The organism is Nonomuraea sp. NPDC050643, from assembly GCF_040654715.1.
In the GTDB taxonomy this organism is placed as follows: Bacteria; Actinomycetota; Actinomycetes; order Streptosporangiales; family Streptosporangiaceae; genus Nonomuraea.
This window is the reverse complement of the sequence record NZ_JBFAIM010000058.1, coordinates 72854-90516: the sequence shown is the minus strand read 5'-3', so window position 1 is coordinate 90516 and position 17663 is coordinate 72854. Positions and strand designations below refer to the sequence as shown.

Genomic DNA, 17663 nt, shown 5'->3' with positions numbered 1-17663 from the left:
TCGAGCCGGCCGACCGGGAGAGCGAGCAGAAGGCGCTACGGTCGCTCGACGAGCTGCTGTCCGGGCACCGCGAGCGGCATCCCGGCGTGGACGCGGTGGCCGAGGTCGTACACGGGCACCCGATCGAGGTGCTGAGAGCGGCCGCCACCGGGGCCGACCTGCTGGTGGTCGGCTCGCGCGGGCACGGCCAGCTCGCCGGGATGCTCATCGGCTCGGTCAGCCAGGCCATGCTGCACCACGTGCCCTGCCCCTTCGTGGTGGTCCGGCGCTGAAAGTTACATGCCTGGGCCCCCTGTCGCCGCAGGTCGGGGCCACCCCGCGAGCATCTCCCTTTCCGCCATAGCCCGGTGATCCTACGATCTGCGCAGGCTACGACGGGAGAGCAGACGATGCGCAAGACCAGCGCCGTGCTGACGGCCGCGCTGGCACTGACCGTGGCGGCGTTCCTGGCCACCACGGTGTTCGCCGCGACCACCTCGGCCAGTGCCGCCGCCGTACGGATCATGCCCTTGGGCGACTCGATCACCGGATCCCCCGGCTGCTGGCGGGCCCTGCTCTGGAACAGGCTCCAAAGCGCCGGCCACACGAACATCGACTTCGTCGGCACCCTGCCGACCCAGGGCTGCGGGGTCGCGCACGACGGCGACAACGAGGGCCACGGCGGCTACCTGGCCACCAACATCGCCAACCAGAACCAGCTACCCGGCTGGCTCTCCGCCACCAGGCCCGACGTCGTGCTGATGCACCTCGGCACCAACGACGTGTGGAGCAACATCGCGCCGGCGACGATCCTCAGCGCGTTCACGACCCTGGTGAACCAGATGCGGGCCGGCAATCCCGGCATGAAGATCCTCGTCGCCAAGATCATCCCGATGAACCCGTCGAGCTGCGCGGACTGCGCCCAGCGCGCCGTGAACTTCAACAACGCCATCCCCGCCTGGGCCGCCTCCACCTCCACCGCGCAGTCCCCGATCACCGTGGTCGACCAGTGGACGGGGTTCAGCACGAGCTCGGACACCTACGACGGGGTGCACCCGAACGCCGCCGGCGACCAGAAGATGTCCGACAAGTGGTATCAGCCGCTGGTGAACGCCCTGGGCGGCACCGCCACGCCCACCGCCACCACCACGACCCCGCCGCCCACGGGCGGCTGCACGGCGACGTACAAGAACGGCGGCCAGTGGCAGGGCGGCTTCCAGGGCGAGGTCACCGTCAAGAACACCGGCGCCACGGCGATCAACGCGTGGACGGTGGGCTGGACGTTCGCCAACGGCCAGCAGATCACCCAGATCTGGGGCGGCACGCTGAGCACGAGCGGCGCCTCGGTGACCGTGCGCAACGCGGGCTGGAACGGCCTGCTGACGCCCGGGGCGTCGACCACGTTCGGCTTCCTGGCCTCCTGGAACGGCACCAACACCGCCCCGGCCCCGACCTGCTCCTAGCCGGTGGCGGGGTCGTAGCCGAAAGGGCAGCACGGTCCCGCTGACGCTGCCCGCCGGCTCCTCGGCCTTGTCCTTGCCGGCGAAGGTGACGTACGCGCCTTCCAGCAGCTCCTTGACCGCCCGCAGATCGAGCCGGGCGTCACCCGGCACGTGCCACGTCCGCTTCTTGACCATCACGATGAGACACCTGGCCGCCTGCGCGACATCGCGCCCGCGCAGGGCGCTGACCTCGCCGGTACGCGTGCTCGATCGAGGTCACCGTCACGCCGACGGGGATGTCGCGTTCGGCTCGCCGGCTACGAACGCTGCGTGACCACCGGGACACCCTCACTGGCCTGCACCAGCACGAACCCCTGCCCCCTGAACGAGAGCTGCATCGCCTCCCCGCTCCCCCGCCCGATGAGGGCCCCCATCTTCATCGTCCGGTTGACCCCGACCTGCAGCGCCGTGCTCCAGCAGACGGCGGACTGCCCATCGGCGAACGTGGGCATGCGAGCGGCATCGAGCAACACGGGCGTGCCGTGCGTCGTGACCGCCACCCACCCCGTGCCGGTGATGGTCGTGTTGAACAGCCCCCCGGCCGCCACACCGGCCCCCTGGACCCGCTGGATGTCCCAGGCGAGCTGCGGCTGGAATGCCAGCAGGTTGCGCCCGTTGACCGTGATCCCCTCGTTCTCGAGGTAGAACAGGTGGATGTCGTCGGCATTGTCGGCCAGGTAGAGCAACCCCTGGCCGCGTACACGCATGAGGGAGGCCCCCTCACCCGTCATGGCCTTCTTGAACATCTTCCCGAGCCCGCCCGAGCCTTCGTAGTCGAAGTCCATCTGCCCCTGGAAGGCGACCATCGACCCCTGCTTGGCCAGCACCTCTTCGGGCAACTGGACGCGGAGCATCTTGCCGTTCTCGAGGGCGAAGCCGGGGGGCAACTGCCGGGGGTCGAGGTTGCCGAAGATCGAGCTACGCACGTTTCTCCCTAAGGTCTGGACTTACAGCAGCGTACGAGCCTCCTGGACATGGCGCATGACGCCCCCGGCGCCATCGTCCTCCGCGAGGGCGCCCGCCTCATCGAGCAGCGCCACCGCGTCATCCCGCCGCCCTTCGTCGAGGGCGATATAGGCCAACCCCACCAGGTTAGCGGCCACCCCGGCAGGAAAGCCGACCTCCCTGCGCAGGCGTACGGACTCCTCCAGCAACTCCCGCGCCCGCACCAGCCGCCCGGCGCCGTGCTCGTCGATGCCCAGGTGGCGGAGGGCGTACGAGAGGGTCAGCTTGTCACCCGCCTGGACGGCGAGCTCCCGGGCCTGCTCGAACACCGGCCGCGCCGCCCCCTGATCCCCCCGCACGACCTGATGCCAAACCCCCACCCAGAACAGCGCTTCACCCTCACCCCGGACATCCCCCAGCCCCCGGTAAAGCCGCACAGCCCGCTCGAAAAGCGCCAACTCCTCCGCCTCATCCACACCCCGCCGGAGAGGCCGCCCTCCATCCGTCACCCCCTGCTGGAGCAACCCCTCATCATCTCGGTCTCGATCCGCATCTCGATCCGCATCTCGATCCGCATCTCGATCTCCGTCTCGTTGACGGAGGAACCGCGCGTGCAGCAGCCGCCCGCGCGCCAACGAGACCTCAGCCTCAAGCCGCTCAAGCCCCTGCTCGGCCTCCACCACCCCGCTGTGGTCCCCGCCGAACACCGCCTGCTCGTAGACCTGCCCAGCCCGCTCTAACGGCCCCATGCGTCACCCCGCACCGTGTAAGGACCCGCAGTCTAACCCGCAACCTCCGGCCCACCCACCACGCCAGAGCACCCCAAACCGACCTCGGACAGACCGACTCAACCCGGCCAAGCCTCACTCGACCCGGCTACGCCTCACTCGCTTTGATCAAGCCCGAGCCCCCGAAGCCAGATCCCGTACCACCTGAATCAGCTCCGCCGGATCGAACGGCTTGGTCAGATAGGCATCCACCCCGATCCCCCGGCCTCGCCGCTTGTCGTCATCCTGCGCCCTGGCCGTGATCAGCACGACCTTGATATGGCTGGTGGCCGCCTCGGTCCGCAACCTCTGCGCCGTAGCCCAACCATCCAGACACGGCATCATCACGTCGAGCGTGATGACGTCCGGCATGACGTCGAGCACGCGCTCAAGACAGTCCTGCCCATCGGTGGCGGTCGAGACCTCGAACCCTTCCAGGTTCAGGTTGACCGCGATGAGCTGCCGGATGACCTCGTCGTCGTCCACGACCAGTACTTTCCCAAGAACCTCGCCCACGGGCGTCAAGGTAACCTGTAGCGGGCCGGTCACGGGCGGTTTTCGGGGGAAGCGTTCAAGGAGCGTTATCTGGTGCCGAGTGGTCTCCTGATGCTGATAGCCTTATCACCTGTCGAGCCCCCTTAGCTCAGGGGATAGAGCACCGGCCTCCGGAGCCGGGTGCGTAGGTTCGAATCCTACAGGGGGCACTCGATCTTGATCAGCGGTTCCGGCCGCTGACCAGGGCAGACATCGCAGGAACGGGCGGGCCTCCAGTCTCACGGAGTCTCGCCCGTTCTCGTTGTAGTTCGCTGGTTGTGGACCAGTTGTGGACCAACCATGATCTCTGCATTGAACCGTTGTCCCCGGCGCCTCCGCCCGGCTCTGCAGGCGATGTGATCTTCGGCAAGTGTTACGTGGAGTCGGGTGGCTGGCCGTTCTTGGCGGCCCCCGTTGGGACGGCGAACTCTTCGAAGGTGGCGAGGCTGATGGGCGGAAGCTTCGGGCTGCCCCGCATGCCGCGCTACGACTCTCCGGCCGATCGCGGCCCCGCGCAGCCCACGCGCGATTAGCTTCCAGAGAAAAAGCTCCCAGACAGTTGTTGCGCCTCGATCGCCACTGCACCGGGGCACGGAAGCGGTCCACCATTACCGCTCTCGATTTTCCTCGCTTAGAGATTTGTGCAGATATAGGAATTAAAGTCCTATATGACCGTCTCTCGTATCGCTTCAAGATGGCCCGATAGTAGCTCGGCTGATATTTCGGGCGATCATTAGAACGAATTTGTGGAAGCCCGAAAACAGTTTCCGGGCAGCGGAAACCAATGATGCGCAACTGTGTTGAACCGTTCCCACCGGACAGGCAAAGTTGTGGGCAATGATGCTTAAGGTATCCAATGTGGCGGCACCGTACTGAGGCTCGTCGATGGGTTTAGAGGCCTGCGGAGTGGACGCCCCACGGGGTCGTGTTGTATCTGGTTCGGCGCTCAAGGAGCAAGCGTGGGGTCATCTGACGTGCACGATCCGGGCCGGCTTCGCACCGACGCGCGCGTTCGATTTCCTGGCCACATCGCCCCCGTCACATTGGTGCAGGTTAAGCCCGGTCCGTTTTGGGACTTCGTGTACCGCAACGTAGAGGGCGTTCTTGGCGAGATCACCTTGGCCGAGGATGAGCTTCATGACGTCCAACTCATAGACACAGGGGATGCTCGTTCGTTCGACGCGGACCCCAACAACTTCCGCCTTGGAGTCGAAGCCCGCCGTATCCGAATCGGGTTCCAACATGACATGGCGGCTCTCGCTGTCTCGAACATCACGCCGCTTCCACATCAGCTGGAGGCGGTCTATGGCCACTTCCTTGAGCAGCCCCGTCTTCGATTCCTGCTCGCTGATGATCCGGGCGCCGGCAAAACCATCATGACTGGGCTCTACATCAAAGAGCTCCAGCTTCGTCGAGCGGCAGATCGTGTCCTCATCGTCACCCCCGCCAACCTGCGTCCTCAGTGGCAGCGCGAGTTGGCGGAACGATTCCAAATCGATGCGGTCCTCTTCGACAGAGCAGTGTTCGATTCCGCCCCGACGCAGAACCCGTGGGACGTTCACGATTTCGTCATCGTCTCGCGAGACTTCATGCGCTCTGAGGAAGTTTTGGCGGCTTTCGTCGCAACCGAGAAGGACTGGGATCTCGCTGTCATTGACGAGGCTCACGGGTTCACGCTGCAGGTGGATACTAAAGGGTTGATCTCGAAGAAGTCAGAGCGATATAAGGCAGCCGAGCAGATCGCCGACCGGGCACACAGACTCGTCCTGTTGACAGCCACCCCCCACTCTGGTCGCAACGAATCACTGTGGGGACTTCTTCGTCTACTTGACTCCGATGCATATGGAAACCGGTGCCCCAAACGCATCGAGTTCAGCCCTCGCCATTATTCGAAGACCTCCAAGGAGCAGATGGTTGACCTGCGAGGCGGGCGTCTCTTCAAGCCGCGCCACCCGCATACCGTCGCGTACGATCTCGAAGGTGCGGAGTGGGACCTCTATCGCGCGGTTACCAACTTCGTCTCCAGGGAGCTTGCTGAAATTCGGGGTGAGGGCAACGGCAGCTCCGCCGCCGGATTCGCCCTCACGACAATGCAGCGACGGTTGGCGTCATCGGTGCGTGCCATCAGCCGAACTCTACAGCGCCGCATGGACCGCCTGGAGAAAGCGCTGGAGGACCCAGAGCAGTACCTGCGTGGACGCCGCGAATTCCGTGATTCCGTGCTTGCCAACGGAGACAATGAGTCCAGAGACCTCACCGAAGATGAGCGGTGGGCCCTTGAGGAGCAAGCTCTGGAGGAGTGGCTTCCGCAGACAGAGTCCGAGTTGCGGATGGAGCTTGAAGCCCTAGAGCCATTGGTGATACAGGCGCAGCAAACCGAGGCAAGTGGAGTTGAGCGCAAGCTCAATGAACTTCTCGATGTAGTCGCCGAGCAGGGTTTGCGTGATGACCCGTCCAAGAAACTACTGATCTTCACTGAGCACAAGGACACGCTCGACTATCTCGTCGAAAAGCTCTCGGGAGACTTCGACGTAGCGGTCATCCACGGCCGTCTCAAGCTTCCCGAACGGATCGAGGCCGAGCGCCGTTTCCGAGAGCGCGCACAGATAATGGTCGCTACCGAGGCGGCCGGCGAAGGCATTAACCTCCAGTTCTGCCATTTGATGGTCAACTACGACATCCCGTGGAACCCGAACCGGCTCGAGCAACGCATGGGCCGCATCCACCGGATCGGCCAAACTCAGGATGTTCACATCTTTAATTTGGTCGCAAGCAACACAAGGGAAGGCGCAGTCCTCGCCACGTTGCTGCGCAAGCTGGAGCGGATGGGCCAGTCGCTAGGCGATCCGGTGTTCGATGTAATCGGGGAAATCTTCGACGGATACCGTCTTCGCGATCTTCTGGAAGACGTCATCGCCGGATCTGTCTCCACCGCCGACGCTGTCAATGCTTTCGGATCCGATCCTGATGAGTTCGATCCAGCCACAGTCGCCCGTGCTCGGGAACTCCTGGACCGCGCACTGGCCACCGAGCACATCGACTGGCAGGCAGAGCGCGATCGGGCGAACCGCGCTGAAGAGCGTCGTCTGCCCCCTCATTACCTGGAGCGCTTCTTCCGCGACGCGATTACCTATGCCGGCGGACAGGTCGCGGATCGGCTGGATCCCGGAACACTGCGTGTGACCCGCACGCCGGACGTACTAGTCGCCCGGTCCCGAGTCGGAAACGCCACCCGACGCGTGGCCCCAGAGTACGCGCGACTCACTTTTGAGAAGTCCGTCGCTATGCGCCCCCCAGGCGCCGATGGAGACCAGGGCGCCCCTCAAGCTGAGCTGTGCGGCCCCGGTCACCCGCTCTTCGATGCACTCCTTGACTTCGTTATCGAGCGAACCGAACGCGATCTCGACCGCGGCTGTGTCTTCCAAGATCCTGATGCGGGTGAGGCAACGTTGCTACATGTCGTGACTGGTGACGCGGTTGATGGCAACGGTGAGCTTGTCCACAGGGCGTTGGCGACGATTACTGAGACAGCGTCTGGCTATGAGGCTGCCCGGCAGTTTCTCTACGATCTTGTTCCAGCCAAAAGGGCAGCGCTCACAGGGAATGAGCCCGCTCCCGAAGGAACTGTTGGTCTTGTGGCCTGGGCGCGCAGGAACGTTTTCGAGCGCCGTTACCAGCAGGCGAAGGTGGAGCGCGACGAGGTCGCAGCCGTGCAGGACGATTTTCTGACGAGGTCATTTCTGGCGGTTCTGGCACGACAGGACCAGGAGATCCTCAGTGTTGAGGAGGACATCGAAAATGGCGTGATCGGGGCCGAAGGCAGACTCCGGAAGGCTGAGATCGCCAAGGCCCAGACCCAGGAGCGGCGTGATCACCGCCTTGCCGAGGCGCTCCGAGGACGCACCGTGCGCCGTGGACCTGTCCGCGTACTCGCCACATGCCTTATCACTCCTCACCTTTCACGAACAGGTGAAGGTGGGGCTTCGACGGCACCAGACCTCGGCACGAGCAATGAGGAAGTCGAGCAGATCGCGGTCCAGATCACGATGGCGCACGAGCATGCGAACGGCGCGGTCCTGGTCAAGTCCGTGGAGGCCGACAACGTCGGCTTCGACGTGCTCTCCGTACGCGGGATCCAGCGGCGTTGCATTGAGGTCAAGGGGCGCGGCGGCGTCGGAGACGTCGTGCTCACGTGGTCGGAGTACGCCAAGGCGGTTGAGCTCGGCAACGACTACTGGCTCTACGTCGTCCTTGACTGCGCAAGCGTGAACCCTCGGCTTTACCGCGTGCAGAACCCTGCCAAGGCTCTCATCGGAAGCATCAAGCCTCATCTCGACGTGCGCTTCGGTGTAGCCCCCCAACCTGTGATCGATGCATCGGAGAGCTAATGAAACGTGCACTCATCGAGGAGGAGCTCCCTCTCGCCGAGGTCAATGTGCAGTCCGGACGAGAAAAGCACCTCCGGCACGGCAACATCTCAACGATGCACCTGTGGTGGGCACGTCGGCCGCTCGCCATGGCACGAGCAGTTGTTTTCGCAAGTCTTGTTCCCGACCCTGATGACGAAGTAACGCGAAAGGGCCTGCTCCAAGCCATCGCACACACCGCCTCATTCGAGGCGGCCAATCAAGACCGTGGGCGTATGGCACCCCTTCGTGAGGCTCTCAACAAGGCATGGCCGGGGGGGCGTCCCAAAGTCCTTGACTGTTTTGCTGGGGGCGGCGCTATCCCACTTGAAGCCTCTCGCCTCGGGTGCGACGTCACCGCCACCGACATCAACCCCGTGGCACATCTGATTCAGCGTTGTGTCCTTGAGTACCCAGCTCTGTACGGTGACGTCGACGAGCAGGGTGCGCGCCCCTTTGTCGACGACCTGACTCACTGGGCCGAATGGATGAAGGAAAGAGCGGATAAACAGCTCGCTGAAGTCTTCCCTCGTAGTGGGACCGATGACGCGCGTGTAGCGGTTTACTTTTGGGCGCGTACTATCCCGTGCCCGGACACAAGCTGTGGGCGAATCATCCCTATCATCTCGTCCCGGAAGTTGGCTGATTCGTCACGTCGCAAGGTTCGCGTGGACTACGATGTGCTGCCCCACCGCGTCGAGTTGCGTTTGGCAGAGGGAGCACCGAACGATGGCACCGATTGGTCCAAGGGAACAAAGACGAGCCGTGGATCCGTCGTCACCGTCTCCTGCCCCGTCTGTCCGGCGTCGTGGCCCGACAAAGAACTGCGGGGCTATGCCCGGGAGAACGGCTTCGGACGCTATCTTTACGCCGTCATGGAGATCCGAAACGGGATTCGTTCTTATCGCGAGCCAACTAAGGAAGAGATCGATGCTGTCGACACGGCCGCTCCTCGCCTAGAGGAACTTGATGAGTATCCCGAGGGCACAACCGCTGTCCCTGATGAACTCGTGGTCAAGTCGCAATATAGGACTCTTCGGCCACTGACTTATGGCATCGACACGTGGATGGCGATGTTCACACCCAGACAGTGCTACACACTAGCGGTCATGGCGCAGACTGTACGTGTCGCGCACCAAGAAATGCTCAACGAGGGAATGGCTTCGGACCGTGCTAAGGCTCTTGCGACATACCTTGGCTTAGCGGTGGATCGAGTTGCCGACTACAACTCCTCTTTCACTTCTTGGCGACCAACGGTGGAAGCGCCCCGCGGCACGTTTCCACAGCAATCCATACGAATGGCTTGGGACTTCACAGAGATTGATCCAATGGCTGATGGCCCAAGCAACTGGGATGGCGCCATCGACTGGATCTGCAAGGCTTTCGTCCACTGCGCCAACGCGACCGTGGGTAATCCGAGTCATGTGCTTCGAGCCAATGCCCAGGAGTTGCCGTTTGTGGATGGGGAATTTGATGCAGTCATCATTGACCCACCCTATTATGACGCCTTCCAGTATGGTGACCTATCTGACTTCTTTTACGTCTGGCTCAAGCGGAGCATCGGACACCTCTATCCGGATCTGTTCTTGACCCCCTTGACACCTAAGCAGGCCGAAGTCATTGAGAATCGGGCGGACAAGAAGTCACCCGAATATATCTCACATGAAGAGTTCGAGTGGCGTCTCCAGAACGCACTCAATCAGGTTGCAAGGGTTGTCAAGGACGATGGCATCGTGTCTGTCGTATTCGCGCACACCGATGTCAATGCATGGGAGCGACTCCTCAAGGCGCTCCGTGGTGCGGGACTCGTCGTGACGACGTCGTGGCCTATGCAGTCCGAGCGGGAAGGCCGGACCACGGCCAACGTTGGATCCGTCCTGGGGTCCTCCGTCGTGCTCGTATGCCGCAAGGTCAAGACGCACAAGGATGGCTTCTATGACGACGTCGTCCGTGAGCTTGAAGCCCGTCTAGAGCAGCGCTTAGCGACATTCGAGGAGATGCAACTCTCCGGGGCTGACTACTTCGTTTCCGCGATTGGCCCTGCTTTCGAGGTGTTCGCTCAATACTCCCGCGTGGTACGGCTCTCTGGTGAGGAGGTTGATGTTGCCCAGCTCATGGTTCTCGCACGTCAAGCGGTGGCCCGGCATGCTATGCGGCGGCTTCTTGGCGGGGAGCAACTCGTAGCGCTCGACAGCCGCTCTCTGTTCTACCTTACCTGGCGCTGGGCCTACGACGGCATTGCTATTCCAGCTGATGAGGCGTACATGCTCTGCCGTGCCTTCGAGATCGATCTCGAAGAGCTCACACGTCCCTACGGCCTCGTCCAGAAGCAGGGTACTGGCAAGGACGTCAGCTATCGCCTTGCCGGCCCGGATGACCGCAAGAAGATTGTTCTTGGCCCGGCTCCAGCGTTGGTGGACGTGCTTCATCTGGCAGCCCAGCTTCATGACCTGGGGCGTCGCAACGAGCTCGTTGAGCTCTTAAGTGCTACCGGGGCCGGCAACGAGCCCGGCTTCTGGGCGATGGTTTCGGCGATCACGGAGGCCCTCCCAGAAGGCGAGCGAGAACGTACGTTATTACTCGGATTGGGGGGCAATCGCGAGGGTTTGTCGGAAGCGGCGGCCAAGCATGTCGGGACTTCGGAGAATCGGCTGTTCTGAACGGAGATCATCATGGCGGACCTGAAGAACTGGCTGAACGTCGCAGTACCCCATGGGGATATTGCTGACGGATCGTTCGACGAATCCCTGTTCGCGGCGGATCTTGGGCTCGTTGCGCGGGGCAAGGGCCCTACCGACTACCTTGATCCAGCGCTATTCGCCGCCAAAACATTCCTCACTGCCAACCTGCGGGCGGCGTTGGTCGAGATCGGCAACCGCCTCGGCGGCGACCCCTCAGCGGCGGCAGTTCACCGAATGCAGACGGAGTTCGGCGGCGGAAAGACACACACGCTGCTCGCCGCATATCACCTGTTCCGCTCCCCCGACATGGTTGCGCACACCAAGCTCGCCCGTGGTCTCGCTTCCTTGCTCAAATCAGGGACCCTACCGGAGGCACGGACAGTGGTCCTTGATGGCTCCGCGATGCTTGTTGATCCTGAAACAATGCCAGATGGCACCGTTGTCCACTCATTCCTTGGACATTTGGTTTGGCAGCTTGGTGGCTCCGATGGAGTTGCGCTTGTTCGGGAACAGGACAAGGGACTTCGCGGCACGTCCACCTCGCAGATGGTCGAAATCCTTGAGCGTTACTCGCCGTGCTTGATCCTCATGGACGAGACGCTGGAGTACCTCAATAAGGCGCTTGAAGTTCGCAGCCACGAAGGGTCACTGGCGGCTACGACCTTGACCGTCATCAAGGAACTCGCCTCCGCAGCGTCCAACGTCAGGGGTGCCTGCCTATTGGCGACGCTGACCTCATCGCGTATGGAGGATTACTCAACCATTGCCGGTCAGGAAATGCAGGAGCGTCTGTCTAAGGTCGTGGGCCGTACTGAAAGCATCGTCACCCCGGTCGAGGGAGACGACATCTTCCCAATCCTGCATACACGACTGTTCGACACCGTCGGTGCCCCCAAAGACCGCCGTGCCGTGGCCGATGCCTATGGCGCCTACTATGAGCAGCTCGGCGATGTTCTTCCTTCAACCTTCCGAGACGCGGAATATCGGGACCGGATCGAAGCGGCTTACCCGTTCCATCCGGAATTGATCGATATCCTCACCAATCGCTGGGGATCGCTTTCCGGTTTCCAGCGCACCAGAGGTGCCTTGCGGTCCCTTGCTCACACAGTCAAGGCGCTCGCGCAGGCCAAGCACAAGGCCCCACTCATCCACCCAGGCGATGTCCCATTAGGTGACGCTGGGGTTCGCGCTGAGGTAATTCGTTTCGCCGGCGAGTCTTACAAGGCTGCCCTGAACGCCGACCTCATCCGGGATGACTCGCGGGCCGTCCAGGAGGACAAGCGACGTGGTGGCGAGGTCGCCGCCAGTCGCGTTGCCGTAGGGCTGGCCACCACAGCATTCCTCAACTCATTCGGTGCTGACCGAGTGGTTGGCGCGTCCGCACCCCAGATGCTTCTCGGAGTCGGGCGTCCTGGCCTGTCACGAGGTGTAATCGAGGACGTCCGCGACGCCTTCAAGAACGCCGCGTGGTACATGCGCTACGAGGGGGGCCGATACCGGTTCACCACTGATCCCAATCTCAACAAGGTCATCGTCGAAAGGGAAGGAGCAATCGGTGAAGAGCCGATCGTCGAACTCCTCAACGGCGCCTTGTCAAGAGTGGCCTCTAACCAGACTCCCTGGCGAGTGGAGCTCCATGTCGATGAGAGCTCTGACCTACCTGATGAAGGCCGCCTCTTTCTGGGCGTCCTCGACTACGAGCACACGATCGGCATCGGTGTCACCGAAACGACCAAGGCACACGCCCAAACGGTCCTGACCCAGCGCGGCCCAGCCGGGCGTACGAACAAGAACGTCAGCATCCTCGTAGCTGCCGACGGCAATGCCCTTTCCAAGGCGCGTGCCACAGCGCGCACATTGGCCGCGATGATAGACCTGCGTGAGGACAAGCACCGGCTCAAGAGGTTTAACGAAGAGCAGCGCGAGGATCTCTCATCGCGCATCAAGAAGTACGAGGACCGTCTCCCGGCACAGTTGGTAATGGCCTACCGACACGTATTAGTACTCGGCGCAGATACCAATGGAAGCGGAGGGGTGGTCGTCGACCACATTGACCTCGGCCCAGCCAAGGTCAATGACACGATCCCAGCCAGAGTAACCGAGCACTTCAAAGCCACCGATAGACTTCTCGACGGGCTAGCACCCGCCGCCCTACTCTCGGAACGCTTCGCTCTCCTGCCTGCCGACCAAGAGATGGTCGAGATCTCAAAGCTCCTTGATGCCTTCCACAGGTACCCGCGCCTGCCCAAGATCGCTTCGCCAGAGGTCCTGCGAACCTGTCTCATCAACGGTGTCCAGCAGAAAGTTTTCGCCTTAGCATCAGGATCTTCATGGGACGCCGACGATTCGATCATTAAATTCGGCACCCACGTAGATCGCACCGAGGTCCAGTTCCAGCCAGGAACCTGGCTCGTTCGAGCCACCTTGGCCAAAACCCTCCTCGAACAGCGAAATCCCGAGCCACCGGTATCGCCTTCCCCAGCCCTACCAACCGTGAATGAGCCCCCAGTGGGCGGCGGCTCTGCCCCTGGTGACCCAGGACCGGGCCCGGGGCCCACTCCCTCCCCTCCGATAGCCCCTGCTGATCCGACGCGCTTGACTATCCAAGTGAACCGAGTGCCAGCGGACAAAGCGCGAGACGTACTCAAGGTCGCTGTTCTGCCACTCGCGGCTCAAGGGGCAACTCTTGAGATCAACTTCACCATCACTGCCGATGCGTCTGGGGGAATCTCGCGTCAGACGCTTGACCTGGTGGTTAACGAAGGACTGCGCCAACTCGGCGTTGATCACAATGTATCCGTGGAGTCGTGACAAGTAACTGTGTGCGTCGACAAGATCGATAGAGGCGGATGCACCGTAGAGATCCGCTCCGGGGAGGGCGCCGTCACCTGCGGAGGTACCGTTGGCGCGCCGAGTACCCGGCCGTCCTCGTTGGCCTCACCTTCATCGCATTGAGGGCGTGGTTCAGATTCCTGTCGACAGAATTCGATCAGGTATCAAGGGCGGCCTCGATCCGGCGATTAATCTGGCTGTCGCGCCCATCGAGGCACTTGGCGTACCGCTTGAGGAGAACCTCCACGCTGTTGCCCGCGCGCTCCGCCACCGCCGTCGCGTCAACTCCAGCGTTAAGCCATGTGGATAGGGCGGCGTGGCGCAGGTCGTAGGGCCTTCCAGCGAGGGGTGAGGCGACCTGTTGCGGGGTTAGGGCGAAGTGGCGGGCCTCTTCCCAGGCCCGTGAGTAGGTGGAGGCGCCGAGAATGCCCCCTCGCTCGTTGCGGAACAGTCGGCCGTCTGGGGCCGTGCCGAACTCTTCGAGGTGCACTCGCAGCATGCGAACCAGTTCCGGCGGGATCGGCACGGGCCGGACCTCGCACTCCTCTCGTTGCTTGAGCCAGCGCTGATCGTGCACAGACCCGCTGTCAGTCCACTGCTTCCCGCTGCTCGGGCGGGTGACTTCGAGGGTGAGCAATCCCCATCCCTCCTCCGGCAGAAAGCAGTCGGTTTCCCGGAGCCCGATCGCCTCGGCCGGACGGAGGCCGGCGAAGTAGAGCGTGGCGAACAAGGCCACGAGGCGGCGCCCTCGCGCACGATGCCAGCTACCAACGTAGGAGAGGCTTACGAGGAGTTCGCGGGCTTGAACGGGGTTGACCACGCATCGCCGGTCAACGGTGTTGTCCCTAGCCACCCTCTTTTGCTTGACGCGCTTGAGTGGGTTCTCGGCCAGCTCGCCGAGGTCGATTGCGTATTCAAGAGCGGTGTTTAGGCCGCGCCGGCGGCGGGCCGTCGTGTCGGCCGCTGCGCGTTTGCCGTCGCGTGTGAGGGTCAGTTCCTCGCAGATGTTGCGCGCCACAATGGGGTCTGCGAGGTCACTCACGTTGACGGTGCCTTTCTGGAGGAGGCGAACGGCGTAGCCGAGATGAGTCGGTGCCGCCTCGTCCTCCTGGCGCGGTAGGAGGGCCCACTGCATCGCGGCTCTGATTTCCTTCTTGGAGAGACCGGCAGCCTCATCGGCTAGGAGGGCGAACGTGGCTACCGTGAGGCTGTCCACGATGGCCTCTCGGGTTTTGGCGGCGGCACCCTTCCAGCGCATGCGCACGTACTTCCTGCAGAAGTCGTACCAGCTCAGAGCAACCTTCTCCGTCTTTGTCATGGAGGCAGGTAGGCCGGTGAGCGTGTCGAAGAGTTCACCCCTCTTGGCGGCCTTGAGTAGGTCGGCGCGGAAACTGTCGGCGAGTGCCTTGGTCAGGAACGCCTTGGACTTCGGCTCAGTGCCGACCTTCCATCGGAGCTGGTACGGCTTGGCGCGGCCCTTGCGGTTCCGGATGCTCCAGATCACGACATCGTGAGTCTGCATGTCGCTCCTTCCTAGGCTGCGGTCTGCTCGAAGGTGGTGAGCCAGGAGTCCAGGTCGCAGCGGCGGACCTTGCGCTTGCCGTTGGGGAGTTTCAGGGATCGCGGGCCGCGGCCGGTGTTCAGCCAGCGGTAGAAGGTGGATTTCGGGACGTCGATCTCGTCGAGGACTTCGGCGATGGTGAGCAAGGTCTTGGGACGCGTTGTCATGGTGGTGACTGCCTTTCGGGCATCGTGATCGGTGCTGGGCGATGCCTCGGCGGTTGTGCTTGGCGGCTGGTCGCCGAGGGTGCTCGTGGATGGTTGTGGAGGGGTGAGCCGTCCCAGCCGTCCCAGGGTCATTTCCGCAGGTCAAGCCTGGGACGGCTTGTTTTGGTGGGACGGGTCATGCCGTCCCAGCGATGGGAGCCGTCCCGCTCTGACCTGCGGTGACGAGGCTGGGACGGCTGGGACGGGTCTCCCTGTCGATCGGCACCACGTCGGCCTCTGGGATGGGTCCGAGGGCCGGGCAGTAGCGCGACCAGGAGTCGGCGAAGTCGGTCCGCTGGTAGCCCTTGGCCTGTTGGCCATTGGGGAAGCGGATGTTGGCTGAGCGGATGTCGTATTCGCGCAGCATCGTGCCGAGCCTCATCGCGGTCAGTCCGGCGGGGCCGTGGTCGGCCCACTCGCTCTCGGGGTCGCTTTTGAGTCGCTCCAGTAGGAGAGCTGTGGGTAGGGCGGTGTCGGGGCCGAACGCGGTGCGGCAGGCAACGAGTAGACGCACACGGGCTGAGGTCTGGCCGTTGTCGTCAGCCTCGGCGGTGAGCGTCAGCGTGGCGGCGCGGGCGCGATCCGGCCAGCTCTCGCCCGCGTGGTCGGCGACGATGACGAGCGGTTCCCAGGTGTCGGCGGCGCGGTCTTCTACCGGCATGCTGGGCTCTGCCGCTTCCAAGACGGACAGGTCAGCACGCAGCCACAGATTCAAGTCGGCGGCCAAGTCTCGCAGCGCGGGCCGGTCTCGGCGGTGGCGGTAGGGGGCGGCGTTCTCGCCGGGTGCGCGGCGGCGCATGCGGATGACGACGGCGCGGTCTTCGATGGTGTCGGGCATGGCTCCGATGCCGGCGAGTGCGGCCATGGCGAAGGTCGGGATGCTTTCGACGCGGTTGGTGGCGGCGTCGTAGCGCTTGGCCGGGCGGTTGCGCTGGTGTCCGGCGTTGAGCAGGCCGCGGAGGTCTTCGTTGCCGTCGGCCTTGGGGCCGAAGATGGTGTCGGCCTCGTCCACGAGCATGGTCGGCGGGTCGTCGGTGATGGAGCGGTAGACGGCGGCGCTGGAGGAGTTGACGGTGATGAACGGCTCGTGGCAGGTGGCCTCCACCACGTCCAGGAGCCGGGATTTGCCGCAGCGTTTCTCCGGGCCTCGGATGACCAGGCGGGGCGCGTGCGCCCATGCGGGCTGAGCGTGGGTGGCGGCGATCCACAGGGTGACGGCGTCGGCGGTCTCGGGGCTTGGCAGAATGACGTAGCGGGTGAGCGCGGCGCGGAGTCGGTCGAGCAGGGCGGCGCCGGTAAGTGTGCGGTCGTTCATAACTGGTGCTCCTTGCGTGGCGTTCATGCGGCCCTGCGACGGCGTGGCTGGGCGTTCATGCCTGCGGACAGGCCCGAGGCGATCACGGCGGCGATCTCGCGAGGCGAGTTCGGATCGCCTTCGGCGTTCGCGGTCTCGGCGGCGGACTGGAGGGCGGTGATGACCACCTCGGTGGGCAGCACGCCGCGCGTGACGAGCTGGCCGAGGTTGAAGGCGGCGGTGTTGAGCGCGCGGTTGCGAATGCCGCGTTGAGCAGCGGCCACGCGTTCGACCTCGCCGCGTAGCGCGGCCTCGCCGTACTTGGTCAGCCGGTGATTGGGCAGGCTGACCAGCAGATCGGCGGCGCTCATCGAAGGCGGTGCGGCGGGTGCGAGCGCCTCGGCGAGCCAGGCCGGGAGCGGTGCGAGTGGTAGATCGTAAATGATCTCGTAAGGGCCGGTGCCGTCCGGCTGGACGACGTAGCTGCCGGTGCCGACGACGTAGCCACCGCAGGCGCGGGTGTCGATCAGCCAGCCGAGTCCGCCCTTATGACCTGCGCTGTTGCGCAGCCGTAGACCGTCAGGCGGGGTGAAGTAGAGGTGTTTGCCGCCGCGCCGGGTGCGGACGGTGAAGGTGTCACCGGGATAGGGCTGGCCGCGCTCGGCACACAGCAGACGGAAGACGTGCTCTCCGTTCTGCGGGTGATGATGGGCGAGGCCGGCGGGCGGGCGGTCGCCGGGCTTGGGCTGGTCGAGGTCGATCACGACCAGCCGGGACGGGCCGCAGGCGATGCCGATGTTGTACGGCTGGCGCGGCCAGAAGGCGGCGATGCGGTCGGTGTCGGTGGTGGCGTGCTGCTCCCAGTCGGTGAAGCCGCGCAACGGCAGATGTGCTCGGCTTGGGTTGTCAGGAACTGCTTCCATGTCGGCCCGCTGCGGCGCGGGGCGGGGTCGATC

At 63.7% G+C, this 17663-nt stretch carries 13 protein-coding genes and 1 tRNA gene; 7 read left to right on the top strand and 7 right to left on the bottom strand.

Going from position 1 to position 17663, the window contains the following annotated elements; genetic code table 11:
* Both AB0I15_RS49395 and AB0I15_RS49390 read left to right on the top strand, forming a co-directional pair.
* A partial coding sequence (locus AB0I15_RS49395; protein WP_358113183.1) for a universal stress protein occupies window positions 1–272 on the top strand: 272 nt, incomplete at its 5' end.
* A gap of 117 nt (window positions 273–389) precedes the next feature.
* On the top strand, window positions 390–1442 hold the full coding sequence (locus AB0I15_RS49390; RefSeq protein ID WP_358113181.1) for a cellulose binding domain-containing protein: 1053 nt from the start codon (window positions 390–392) through the stop codon (window positions 1440–1442).
* 296 nt (window positions 1443–1738) lie between these two features.
* Here the strand turns inward: AB0I15_RS49390 and AB0I15_RS49385 are convergent, their stop codons facing one another.
* Both AB0I15_RS49385 and AB0I15_RS49380 read right to left on the bottom strand, forming a co-directional pair.
* Window positions 1739–2407, bottom strand: a complete 669-nt coding sequence (locus tag AB0I15_RS49385; protein ID WP_358113179.1) for an AIM24 family protein — start codon at window positions 2405–2407, stop codon at window positions 1739–1741.
* Window positions 2408–2428: 21 nt separating this feature from the next.
* On the bottom strand, window positions 2429–2785 hold the full coding sequence (locus AB0I15_RS49380) for a tetratricopeptide repeat protein (RefSeq protein ID WP_358113177.1): 357 nt from the start codon (window positions 2783–2785) through the stop codon (window positions 2429–2431).
* Window positions 2786–2791: 6 nt separating this feature from the next.
* Between AB0I15_RS49380 and AB0I15_RS49375 the strand changes: the two genes are divergently transcribed.
* Window positions 2792–3166 carry a hypothetical protein gene (locus AB0I15_RS49375; protein ID WP_358113175.1) on the top strand — a complete coding sequence of 125 codons (375 nt, stop codon included), beginning with the start codon at window positions 2792–2794 and terminating at the stop codon, window positions 3164–3166.
* Between the two features lie 156 nt (window positions 3167–3322).
* On the opposite strand, the gene AB0I15_RS49370 is transcribed toward AB0I15_RS49375, so the two are convergent.
* Window positions 3323–3709, bottom strand: coding sequence for a response regulator (locus AB0I15_RS49370; RefSeq protein WP_358113173.1), 387 nt, complete (start codon window positions 3707–3709; stop codon window positions 3323–3325).
* 116 nt (window positions 3710–3825) lie between these two features.
* On the opposite strand from AB0I15_RS49370, the gene AB0I15_RS49365 reads away from it, so the two are divergent.
* From AB0I15_RS49365 to AB0I15_RS49350, 4 genes are all read left to right on the top strand, one after another.
* Window positions 3826–3897: transfer RNA gene (locus AB0I15_RS49365), tRNA-Arg, on the top strand.
* Between the two features lie 789 nt (window positions 3898–4686).
* Window positions 4687–8115: a helicase-related protein gene (locus tag AB0I15_RS49360; protein WP_358113171.1), complete on the top strand. Its 3429-nt coding sequence runs from the start codon at window positions 4687–4689 to the stop codon at window positions 8113–8115.
* Window positions 8115–10793 carry a DUF1156 domain-containing protein gene (locus tag AB0I15_RS49355; protein ID WP_358113169.1) on the top strand — a complete coding sequence of 893 codons (2679 nt, stop codon included), beginning with the start codon at window positions 8115–8117 and terminating at the stop codon, window positions 10791–10793. Before AB0I15_RS49360 ends, AB0I15_RS49355 begins: the two co-directional genes overlap by 1 nt.
* Before the next feature lie 12 nt (window positions 10794–10805).
* Window positions 10806–13625, top strand: a complete 2820-nt coding sequence (locus AB0I15_RS49350) for a DUF499 domain-containing protein (RefSeq protein WP_358113167.1) — start codon at window positions 10806–10808, stop codon at window positions 13623–13625.
* 178 nt (window positions 13626–13803) lie between these two features.
* On the opposite strand, the gene AB0I15_RS49345 is transcribed toward AB0I15_RS49350, so the two are convergent.
* From AB0I15_RS49345 to AB0I15_RS49330, 4 genes are all read right to left on the bottom strand, one after another.
* On the bottom strand, window positions 13804–15168 hold the full coding sequence (locus AB0I15_RS49345; RefSeq protein WP_358113165.1) for a site-specific integrase: 1365 nt from the start codon (window positions 15166–15168) through the stop codon (window positions 13804–13806).
* A gap of 11 nt (window positions 15169–15179) precedes the next feature.
* Window positions 15180–15374: a helix-turn-helix domain-containing protein gene (locus AB0I15_RS49340; protein WP_358113163.1), complete on the bottom strand. Its 195-nt coding sequence runs from the start codon at window positions 15372–15374 to the stop codon at window positions 15180–15182.
* Window positions 15375–15549: 175 nt separating this feature from the next.
* Complete coding sequence (locus AB0I15_RS49335) at window positions 15550–16728, bottom strand: DUF3631 domain-containing protein (RefSeq protein WP_358113161.1); 1179 nt, start codon at window positions 16726–16728, stop codon at window positions 15550–15552.
* Window positions 16729–16751: 23 nt separating this feature from the next.
* Window positions 16752–17630 carry a bifunctional DNA primase/polymerase gene (locus tag AB0I15_RS49330; protein ID WP_358113159.1) on the bottom strand — a complete coding sequence of 293 codons (879 nt, stop codon included), beginning with the start codon at window positions 17628–17630 and terminating at the stop codon, window positions 16752–16754.
* Between the last annotated feature and the right edge of the window lie 33 nt (window positions 17631–17663).